Source organism: Bradyrhizobium sp. LeoB3 (assembly GCF_055456055.1).
On sequence record NZ_JBVBEF010000086.1, the window covers coordinates 20,934 to 31,243 of the forward strand.

9 protein-coding genes are annotated in these 10,310 nt (G+C 63.8%); 4 read left to right on the forward strand and 5 right to left on the reverse strand.

Annotated elements, in window-relative coordinates:
* Nucleotides 1–148 precede the first annotated feature (148 nt).
* The gene (locus tag ACZXDY_RS35340; RefSeq protein WP_028164201.1) at nt 149–877 is read left to right on the forward strand and encodes a methyltransferase domain-containing protein; all 729 of its coding nucleotides are present in this window, start codon (nt 149–151) and stop codon (nt 875–877) included.
* Nucleotides 878–959: 82 nt separating this feature from the next.
* Here the strand turns inward: ACZXDY_RS35340 and ACZXDY_RS35345 are convergent, their stop codons facing one another.
* From ACZXDY_RS35345 to ACZXDY_RS35365, 5 genes are all read right to left on the reverse strand, one after another.
* On the reverse strand, nt 960–1,691 hold the full coding sequence (locus ACZXDY_RS35345) for a DUF4167 domain-containing protein (protein ID WP_464348701.1): 732 nt from the start codon (nt 1,689–1,691) through the stop codon (nt 960–962).
* Nucleotides 1,692–2,181: 490 nt separating this feature from the next.
* A complete protein-coding gene (gene prmC / locus ACZXDY_RS35350) occupies nt 2,182–3,063 on the reverse strand; it encodes a peptide chain release factor N(5)-glutamine methyltransferase (protein ID WP_464348702.1) in 882 nt (293 codons plus the stop codon).
* A 151-nt stretch (nt 3,064–3,214) separates the two neighbouring features.
* Nucleotides 3,215–4,294 (reverse strand): peptide chain release factor 1, encoded by a 1,080-nt coding sequence (gene prfA / locus ACZXDY_RS35355; protein WP_464348703.1) that lies wholly within the window; start codon nt 4,292–4,294, stop codon nt 3,215–3,217.
* A 56-nt stretch (nt 4,295–4,350) separates the two neighbouring features.
* Nucleotides 4,351–6,618, reverse strand: coding sequence for a phosphoenolpyruvate--protein phosphotransferase (ptsP, locus tag ACZXDY_RS35360; RefSeq protein WP_208827534.1), 2,268 nt, complete (start codon nt 6,616–6,618; stop codon nt 4,351–4,353).
* Nucleotides 6,619–7,161: 543 nt separating this feature from the next.
* Nucleotides 7,162–8,415, reverse strand: a complete 1,254-nt coding sequence (locus tag ACZXDY_RS35365) for an aspartate kinase (RefSeq protein ID WP_130229253.1) — start codon at nt 8,413–8,415, stop codon at nt 7,162–7,164.
* A 170-nt stretch (nt 8,416–8,585) separates the two neighbouring features.
* Here ACZXDY_RS35365 and ACZXDY_RS35370 point away from each other — a divergent pair, with 170 nt between their 5' ends.
* The 3 genes from ACZXDY_RS35370 to ACZXDY_RS35380 all read left to right on the forward strand — a co-directional run bounded on the left by ACZXDY_RS35370 (nt 8,586) and on the right by ACZXDY_RS35380 (nt 10,207).
* Nucleotides 8,586–9,053 (forward strand): PH domain-containing protein, encoded by a 468-nt coding sequence (locus tag ACZXDY_RS35370; protein ID WP_028164207.1) that lies wholly within the window; start codon nt 8,586–8,588, stop codon nt 9,051–9,053.
* A 13-nt stretch (nt 9,054–9,066) separates the two neighbouring features.
* The gene (ubiG, locus tag ACZXDY_RS35375) at nt 9,067–9,816 is read left to right on the forward strand and encodes a bifunctional 2-polyprenyl-6-hydroxyphenol methylase/3-demethylubiquinol 3-O-methyltransferase UbiG (RefSeq protein ID WP_464348704.1); all 750 of its coding nucleotides are present in this window, start codon (nt 9,067–9,069) and stop codon (nt 9,814–9,816) included.
* Nucleotides 9,817–9,925: 109 nt separating this feature from the next.
* Entirely contained in the window at nt 9,926–10,207 is a 282-nt protein-coding gene (locus ACZXDY_RS35380; RefSeq protein WP_464348705.1) for a GIY-YIG nuclease family protein, read from the forward strand.
* The last annotated feature ends 103 nt before the right edge of the window (nt 10,208–10,310 follow it).

The following is a 10,310-nucleotide window of genomic DNA, read 5'->3' on the forward strand; positions in this document are numbered from 1 at the left end:
GAGCATGGTCTCTTCGGAAAACCGGTTCCCACTTTTCCTGACCATGCTGTAACACGCCCAATATGCGCAGGAAATATGGCCTTAACGCTCGCGCGGCAACGCAATTTTGGGGAACACGCGCGTAACGGCGCCGTGTTAGGTTGGATGCATGGACGTCATTGATCTCCGCGATTTCTATTCGCAGCGCCTGGGCATCGTGGCGCGCCAGTTGATCAATCGCGGTATCCGCGAGCGATGGCCGGGGGCCGAGGGCCAGCGTGTGCTCGGGCTCGGCTACCCCACCCCCTATCTCGGCCTGTTCCGCGAGGATTGCGAGCGCTGCATCGCTTTCATGCCGGCGTCACAGGGGGTTCTGAAATGGCCGACGGGCCGGCCGGCGCTGGCGACCCTGGTCGACGAATTCTCGATGCCGCTCGCGGACGCCGCGGTCGACCGCGTGCTGCTCGTGCATGCGCTGGAGATGTCGGATGATCCGGAGCGGCTCTTGCGCGAGGTGTGGCGGGTGCTGGCGCCGTCCGGCCGGCTGATCGCGGTGATACCCAATCGCCGCGGCGTATGGACGCGCACCGACACCACGCCCTTCGGCCACGGCCGGCCCTATTCGCGGGCTCAGATCACGCAATTGCTGCGGCAGACCTGGTTCACGCCGACGGCGTGGGGCGAGGCGCTGTTCGTGCCGCCGGTCGCGGGGAGCTGGTTCCTGCGCTGGGCGATGGCCTGGGAGCGCCTCGGTGCGACGCTGTCATTGCCCTTCGCGGGCGTGCACATCGTGGAGGCGACCAAGCAGGTCTATCGCGCGATCCCCGCACACCGCGAGCGCGCGCGGCTCATCCCGTCGCTGCAGCCGGTGCTGGTGCCGTCGTCGTCGCGCGCGTGATCCGGAATTGTGGAAGAGTGGGGTGGGCACGCTGCGCTTTGCCCACCCTGCGATTCTCTCGTTACGATTTGTCGCGAGCTAACTACTCATTCCCCGGATTGACGTCTTCGCTCGGCTGCGGTTGCGCGGCGGCGTCGGGTCGCGGGCCGTGCGGGCGGCGGCGGCGGCGCGGGAAGCGCTCGTTACGTTCGCTGCGTTCTCCGCCGCCATTGCCTTCATAATTGCCATTGACCTGCGGCTGCGCACCTCCGGTGATGAAGGAGGGCAGACGGTCGACGCCGCCATTGTCCGCGATCACCGGCTGCGGCTGGTTCTGCGGCGGCGCTTGATATTGCGGCTGCTGACGATGCTCGCGCTCGCGTTGCTCGCGTGGCTGCTGCTGGTCGCGCTGATAGGGCTGCTGATTGTTTTCGCGCGCATAGGGCGGCTGTGGCACGAAGCCGGGCTCCTGCCCGAAGCTCGAATAGCTGTCGTCCTCGTCGCCCTCGTCGGTCGTTGACGCATCGTTGTTGTTGTCGACGCGGGGCTGCTGCTGATTCTGCCGAAGCTGTTCCTGAGCCGCGGCGATGATGCGGAAGTAATGCTCGGCGTGCTGATAGTAGTTCTCGGCGGCGACCGGGTCGCCGGAGGAGCGCGCATCGCGCGCGAGCTGAACGTATTTTTCCGCTACGTGGGAAGCAGTGCCGCGGATCTTGATGTCGGGTCCGTTCGATTCGAACACTCGCGTCAACGGGTTCTGACCGCGCCGGTTGTTGTTGTTGTTGTTATTGTTATTCCGGTTACGCATCCGCTTGTTATTTTGACCGTTTCTCATGTCTCGCCTTTTATTCCAGCCCTAAGTTACCAGCGTTAGTTACCAGCGTTGAAATTGCCGTTGCGGTGGAAGTTGCCAGTGCAACTGGCGCACGCGCTCACGCGCACCGAATCACCACGCGCACCGAATCACGATGCCATTCGGATCAATGCCAAAGTTCGCCAACCATCGCGTTGAGCAAAGACGCGTTCCCCAACCGCCGGCCGGTCGGCCTGCGGATCAATTATTCAGCTTGCCACGCAAGCCCAGTTCTCTCACGTAAGTCTTCAAGCGCAATAACAGGCTTTCGTTCGCTTGGCGGTCGAGAGCAGCACAGCCCCGGCTATTGCGCTCACACAGACCTGCGTTTTGGAACCTTTGATCGGCGGGCTCTCGGCGAGAGCCCTGGTCTTCACCCGTTAACGGTTACGGGGCCAAACCGATGTCATGACCGGAACGTAGTCGTTCCCGGGGGATATTCCAAGAGGTTTTTTTGCGTTCCAATAGGACTTTATCGCGGCAATTTGCGGCCCGCCACCGCCCGTGGGATGCCCGCCAGATCTGCCCTCGGCGGACCGGCTGGGACGAGCCCCGCACCAGTCATCAAAGCTTCAATGGCCTCGCTCTGTCCAATGCCTGATTCGACAACCAGGGCGGCGCCAGGGGCCAGCAGGCCGGCGGCCTGCGGGATCAGCGCGCGATAGGCATCCAGCCCATCGTCGCCGCCATCGAGCGCGGCAAGCGGGTCGTGCTCGCGCACCTCGACCGTAAGGTCGGCAATGTCACCGGATGGGATGTAGGGCGGATTCGACACGATCAGGTCGAAGTGGCCGGAAAGGCCCGATGCATAGTCGCAGGCGATGAACGTCGCACGATTGCCAATGTCCAACATCAGCGCATTGGCGCGCGCCGTCTTGAGCGCCTCCGTGCTGATGTCGGTGCCGTAGCCCGTGGCCGCAGCAAGCTCGGAGAGCAGCGCCAGGAGGATGGCACCGGTGCCGGTGCCGAGATCGGCGATCCGCAACGGTTTTTCCGAAGCTCCGTCCGCGCGGAGAATTTCCATCGCGAACTCCACCACGGTCTCGGTGTCCGGCCGCGGCACCAATGTCGCGGCGGAGAGTTTTAGCGGCAGTCCCCAGAATTCCTTTTGCCCGAGGATGCGCGCGACCGGCTCGCCGGCGAGGCGACGGCGCGCGAACGCTTCCAATTCTGCTGCTTCATTCCCGGTCAGCGTCCGGCCCGCTGCCGTGATCATGCCGGTGAGATCGAGCTTGAGCACCGCGCCGAGTAGCATGCGTGCATCGAGCTCGGCCGAATCGATCGCGGCCGATTTGAAGCGTGCGCCGAGTTGTCGGCGCGCCGCATCGACATTGAGACCGACAAAAGCGCTCACACCATCACCGTCCCTTGCGAAAGCAGGGACCCATAACCACAGGACGGAGCGATCCCGCGTAGCCCGGATGGAGCGGAGCGCAATCCGGGATTCGTGCAGTCCGGCCCGCTGCCCCGGATTACGCTGCGCTCCATCCGGGCTACGGGAGTCCTCACGCCGCCGCGCCCTGCGCGGCGAGTTGCGCTGCCTGGTGCTCCGTCGTCAGCGCGTCGGTCAATTCGCCAAGTGCTTCGCCTGATATCACCTGCGGCAATTTGTAGAGCGTCAGGTTGATGCGATGATCGGTGACGCGGCCTTGCGGAAAATTATAGGTGCGGATGCGCTCGCTGCGGTCGCCGGAGCCGACCTTCTCCTTGCGGTCGGCGGAACGCGCCGCCTCCACGCGCTGGCGCTCGGCATCGTAGATGCGCGAGCGCAGGATGTTCATCGCCGACGCCCGGTTCTTGTGCTGCGAGCGGCTGTCCTGCATCATCACCACGATGCCGGTCGGGATATGGGTGATGCGGATCGCCGATTCCGTCTTGTTGACGTGCTGACCGCCGGCGCCCTGCGCCCGCATGGTCTCGATCCTTAAGTCCTCGTTCTTGATGTCGACGTCGACATCCTCGACCTCCGGCAGCACGGCCACCGTCGCGGCGGAGGTGTGGATGCGCCCCTGCGTCTCGGTGTCGGGCACGCGCTGCACCCGATGCACGCCGGATTCGAATTTCAGTTTCGCGAATGCGCCGTGGCCCTGCACCTCGGCGATGATTTCCTTGTAGCCGCCGACCGTGCCCTCGCTGGCCGAGATCACCTCGACCTTCCAGCCCTGCAGCGCGGCGAAGCGTTCATACATGCGGAACAGGTCGCCCGCGAACAGCGAAGCTTCGTCGCCACCGGTGCCGGCGCGGATTTCCAGCACGACGTTGCGATCGTCCATGGCGTCCTTCGGCAACAGCGCGATGCGGATCTTCTGCTCGAGCTCGGCAAGCCGCGCATGCAGCGTCTCGAGCTCGGCCTCCGCCATGCCGCGCATGTCGGGCTCGGTTGTGGGATCGGCGATCAGACTCTGGGTGTCGGCGAGCTCGGTGCGCGCGGCGCGATAGGCCTTCACCGCCTCGATCAGCGGATTGAGCTCGGCGAGCTCGCGGGTGATCTGGACATAGCGTTCCGAATTCACCTGGCCGAGCAGTTCGGCCTCGAGCGAGGCATGATGGGCGAGCAGGACATCGAGTTTGGCTTCGGGCAGCATGGATGGTTCTCAAATAACGGAAAGGGCATGGGGCGGCGCCGTCGAGGAGAGCGTCGCTACAAGGTGAGCCCTTCGGCTTCCGCAAATTCCGTCAGCTTCTCGCGGATCGAAACGCTGCCGGCCGGTGCGTCCAGAAGCGGGTTGATTATCGCTTCGGCCTTTTTCGCGTCGAGCTCGAGGATCATCGCTTTCACCGGACCGTGCGCGGTCGCCGACAGCGACAGCGAGCGGTAGCCGAGCGCGATCAGCACCAGCGCGCCGATCGGCTTCGATGCCATCTCGCCGCACAGCGAGGCGACCTTCCTGCTTGCCTGCGCCTTGCGCACGATGTCGCGCAGCGCGCGCAGGATCGGCGCGGACAGGGTGTCGAACCGTTCCGAGACCTTGGCGTTGCCGCGGTCCACCGCGAACAGGAACTGGAACAGATCGTTCGATCCGACCGAGAGGAAATCGACCCGCTTCAACAGCTCGTCGAGTTGATACAACAGCGCCGGAACCTCGATCATGGTGCCGACATCGACGCGCTCGGGCAGCGAATGGCCGTGCTGGCGCAGATAAGTCAGTTCCCGCTCGACAATCGCCTTGGCCTGATCGAACTCGGCAACATCAGAGATCATCGGGAACATGATCTTCAGCGCGCGGCCGCCGGCTGCACGAAGCAGTGCGCGGATCTGACCGCGCAACAGTCCCGGGCGGTCGAGGCCGAGCCGGATCGCGCGCCAGCCGAGCGCGGGATTCTCCTCGACGACCGTCTCCATATAGGGCAGCGCCTTGTCGCCGCCAATGTCGAGGGTGCGAAAGGTGACGGGCTTCGATCCCGCCGCATCCAGCACGGTGCGATAGAGCGCGAGCTGGTCGCTGGAGCGCGGCAGGTTCGGGCTCACCATGAACTGCAGTTCGGTGCGGAACAGGCCGATGCCGGCGCTGCCGGTGTCATCGATATGCGGCAGGTCGATGGTCAGGCCGGCGTTGATCAGGAGCTCGATCGGCTGGCCGTCCTTGGTCACGCAGGGTTTGTCGCGCAGGGCCGAATATTGCGCCTGCCGCCGCGCGCGGAAGCGGACCCGCTCGGCGTAGGCGGATTCGATCTCCGACGACGGACGGACATAGATCTCGCCCGAGATGCCGTCGACGATGATGGCATCGCCGGGATCGGCGATGCCGGGCGCGTTCGGCACCTCGCCGACGGCGGGAATGCCGAGCGCGCGTGCCACGATCGAAACGTGGGAATTGGCGGTGCCTTCTTCGAGCACCAGACCGCGCAATCGCTTGCGGTCATAGTCGAGCAGCGCCGCCGGGCCCATCGCGCGGGCGATCAGGATCGCGTTGTCGGGCAATTGTTCGCGCGACGGCGCATGGTCCTGGCCGACCAGTTGCCGCATCAGGCGATGGCCGAGATCCTCGAGGTCGTGCAGGCGGTCGCGCAGGTAAGGATCGGTCGAGCGCAGCATGCGCGCGCGGGTGTCGGACTGCACGCGCTCGACCGCGGCTTCAGCGGTGAGGCCGGTGGCAACCGCCTCATGCAGCTTGTGCGACCAGCCCTGGTCGTTGGCGAACATGCGATAGGCTTCGAGCACGTCGCGATGCTCGCCGCCGTCGGCGACGTCGCCGCGCTCCAGCAGCCGGTCGAGATCGGCGCGCAGCTTGGTCAGCGCCGCATCCAGCCGCTTGATCTCCTTCGGCAGGTCTTCGGCGATATAGTTGGTGATGACGACGCGCGGCTCGTGCAGCACGACATGGCCGAGCGCGATGCCTTCGGAGAGAATGGCGCCGGTCTTGTGCAGCGAATGCCGCGCCGCAGGTTCGGCGCCCGGCTGCGCCAGCGCCGCCAATTCGCCGGAGGCGATCATCTCCGCCAGCACCATGGCGGTGGTCTGCAGCGCCTCGACCTCTTCCTCGACATAAGTGCGTTTGGCGCGGTTCTGCACGACCAGCACGCCGAGCGTGTTGCCGGCCCGCAGGATCGGCACGCCGAGGAAGGAGTGATAGATCTCTTCGCCGGTTTCCGGGCGATAGGAGAAGGCCGGGTGGCTTTGCGCGTCGCTCAAATTAAGCGGCGTGGCCTCGCTGGCGACGAGGCCGACGAGGCCCTCATGGGCGCTGAGCACCGTCCTGTGGACGGCGTCGCGGTTCAAACCTTCGGTGGCGTAGAGCTCGAGGGTGTTATCGACGCGCAGCACATAGACCGAGCAGACTTCGGCCACCATATTGGCCGCGATCAGGACCACGATCTTGTCCAGCCGCTCCTGGGCTGAGACCTGCTCCGCCATGGTTTCGCGGAGCCGTCTCAACAGGACGCGGGGACCTCCCGAAGCGCTCCGCATAGGTTGCAACCCTCCCCCACATGACCAGCAGGCCGTGTGGCCGGCAACTGGCGAGAAACTCGATTAATCCAACAATTTTATCCATCGGCGCCGCCGCAACCTCGCAACCCGGCCGAATCGGATTCGCCAAGACTGTGACACAGTTTGCGGCACCCTCCGATCAGGCCGTATAGCCAATCGAGGCTTGTTTTGCCAAGCAAAACGCCTGCCAAAAGATATAACGTCTCTGTCAGCCCAATGCTGCGGTAGCTAAGAGAAATTCTTACTCGCAACAGCGAGAAATGTGGGCTTGAGCTGTTCCACCTTTCCTACAGGGAGGGGCCCTTTACCCTCCCCTTTCAGGGCAGGGCTATCGCCTATGAAATAGAACTTGGCGGGCGATTCCTTCGTGGCCCATCCTTCGAGACGCGCTGCGCGCCCTCAGGATGAGGTCCGGTTCGCGGCGGAATCTTAGACCCTCATGGTGAGGAGCGCCGCTTGCGGCGCGTCTCGAACCATGAGGCCCGCCCCGTGCGGAACCTCTCCCTTCGGGAGAGGTGGCCCTCAGGCCTGGTCGAGACCGTACAGCGTGTGCAGTGTGCGCACCGCGAGCTCGGTATAGGCGGCATCGATCAGCACCGAGAACTTGATCTCGGACGTGGTGATGGCGCGGATGTTGATGTTGCGCGCGGCAAGCGCGGCAAAGGCCTTGGCGGCGACGCCGGCATGGCTGCGCATGCCGCTGCCGATCACGGAGACTTTCGAGACGTCGGTGGCGCTGTCGAAGCGCTGATAGCCGATCTTGCTCTTGGCCGCGGTAATGGTGTCGCGGGCGCGGCCATAGTCGCTCGCCGGAACCGTGAAGGTAAGGTCCGTGGTCTTGCCGTCCTCGGAGACGTTCTGCACGATCATGTCGACATTGATGTTGGCATCCGCGAGCGGGCCGAAGATCGCTGCTGCCACCCCCGGCTTGTCCTCGATCTGGCGCACGGAAATCTGGGCTTCATCCTTGGAGAAGGCGATGCCGGTGACGACGTGCATTTCCATGATTTCCTCCTCGCTGCAGATCAGCGTTCCCGGCGGCGTGCCGTGCGGGTCGATATCTTCAGGCTTGTCGAAGCTGGAGCGGACGAAGATTGGCATGTTGTGCACCATGCCAAGTTCCACCGAGCGCACCTGAAGGACCTTGGCGCCCTGGGAGGCCAATTCCAGCATGTCCTCGAACGCGATCTTGTCGAGCCGGTGCGCCTTCGGCACCACGCGTGGGTCGGTGGTGTAGACGCCGTCGACGTCGGTATAGATGTCGCAGCGGTCGGCCTTGACCGCCGCTGCAATCGCCACCGCCGAGGTATCGGAACCACCGCGGCCGAGCGTGGTGATGCGGCCGGTCTCGGGATTGATGCCCTGGAAACCGGCGATGACTGCGACCTCCTTGCGCTCCTTGAAGCGCTTCATGAGCTCGGTGCCGTCGATATCGAGGATGCGCGCCGAGGCGTGCGCGTCGGAGGTCTTGATCGGGATCTGCCAGCCCTGCCAGGAGCGCGCCTGGACACCCATGCTCTGCAGCGTGATCGCCAGCAGGCCCGAAGTGACCTGCTCGCCGGAAGCGACGACCGCGTCATATTCGCGTGCATCGTGCATCGGGGAAGCCTCGCTGCACCAGGCCACCAATTCGTTGGTCTTGCCAGACATGGCGGAGACCACCACGGCAACATCGTGCCCGGCATCGACCTCGCGTTTGACATGGCGTGCGACGTTGCGGATTCGGTCGATATTGGCGACGGAGGTGCCGCCGAACTTCATCACGAGGCGGCCCATGACGACGCGTGCATTCCCTGTGAGGATAGGTAGATTGCCCGCGCTTAACCCAAGCACGGGGGCTGAAACGCGCGTATACATAGCGAAGCGGCCGGGGGCAAGCGGGTTCCTGGCGCCGTCCGTGGCGGGGGCGCGGCTGGCTATGGCGCGGTGGTAACTGAGGCGTTTGTATGGGGCGGTATATCGACGAGATCCTGCAGCCCGGCGAGAGGGTGCTGTATTCGACGAACGCGCACTGGATCTTCTTCCTGCCGGCCATTGCCGGCTGGGTCGTGGCGATCGTGTTCCTGATTCTGGCCTACATGGTCCCAACCGGCGCGCCGGCGGTGCTTTGCCTGGCGCTGAGCGGAATCGCGGCGCTCGCGGCGTTGTACAAGACGGTGACCGCCTGGTTCCATCGCTGGACCACCGAGACCGATGTGACCAATCTGCGGATTGTGCACAAAGAGGGGTTCATTCAGCGCGAGACGTTTGAAATGAGCCTCGACAAAGTTGAGAGCGTCGACGTCTCCCAGAGCATTCTTGGCCGTATCCTCAACTACGGCAATGTGAGAATTCTCGGCGTCGGCGAGGGGCAGAAGACGATCAAAATGATTGCTTCGCCGCTCGCATTCCGTAGTTACATCACGGCGCGATAGGGGCGCGCGCATCATGGCTATGCAGTCTGACTTTTCCGGCACAACGGTCGATCCGGCCGAGGTCGCAAAATTCTCAAAACTTTCGGCGGAGTGGTGGGATCCGCGCGGCAAGATGGCGCCGCTGCACAAGATCAATCCGTTACGGCTCGGCTATATCCGCGATGCCGCCTGCCGCAAGTTCGACCGCAACGTCAGGAGCCTGAGCTGCCTGTCCGGCTTGCGCATCCTCGATATCGGCTGCGGCGCCGGGCTATTGTGCGAGCCGCTGGCCCGGCTCGGCGCCCAAGTGATCGGGATCGATCCCTCGGCCTCCAATATCGCCGCCGCGAAACTGCATGCCGACAAGGGGCATCTGGCGATCGATTATCGCTGCACCACGGTGGAAGAAATGGACGCGCGCGAGCGCTTCGACATCGTGCTGGCGATGGAGGTGGTCGAGCATGTGACCGACGTCGGCGTGTTCCTAAAGCGCTGCGCGGCGATGCTCAAACCCGGCGGGCTGATGGTGCTCTCGACGCTCAACCGCAACTGGAAGAGCTTTGCACTCGCGATCGTCGGCGCCGAATATGTGCTGCGGTGGCTGCCGCGCGGCACCCATCAATGGAGCAAGTTCGTCACCCCCGACGAACTCGCCCACTACCTGCAGGATAACGGCCTCACCATCACCGACCAGGCCGGCGTGGTCTACAACCCGCTCGCCGACCAATGGAACATCTCCTCGGATATGGACGTGAACTACATGGTGGTCGCGGAGGAGGGGTAAGTTCAGGTTATGGTCCCGTAGGTCGCCTCATAACGTGCTGTCGTCCCTGCGAAAGCGGGGACCCATAACCACAGGCCAAAGTAACTTAGCCTCGATCTGAGTTCCGAGCATGTACTACGTCTACATCCTCGCAAGCAGTCGCCACGGCACATTGTACATCGGCCTGACGAACTCGTTGCAGAAACGCCTAGATAAGCATCGCAACGGCAAGGGCTCCGAGTTCGTCAAGAAGTACGGCGTTTACCGCCTTGTCCATGTAGAATCCTACGAACGCGCGGAAGAAGCGATCGCCCGCGAGAAGCAATTGAAGCGCTGGAAGCGTGACTGGAAGATCGAGCTGATCGAGCGCGCGAATCTTGAGTGGCGGGATCTGAGCGATCTGCTGGTCTAACGCGGATGCCCCGAACTGCTCCCTGGGGTTATGGGTCCCTGCTTTCGCACTAGGGCATGCACGGATCTCTGAGGCTCCATCCGACTGCGACGGCATGGAAGTA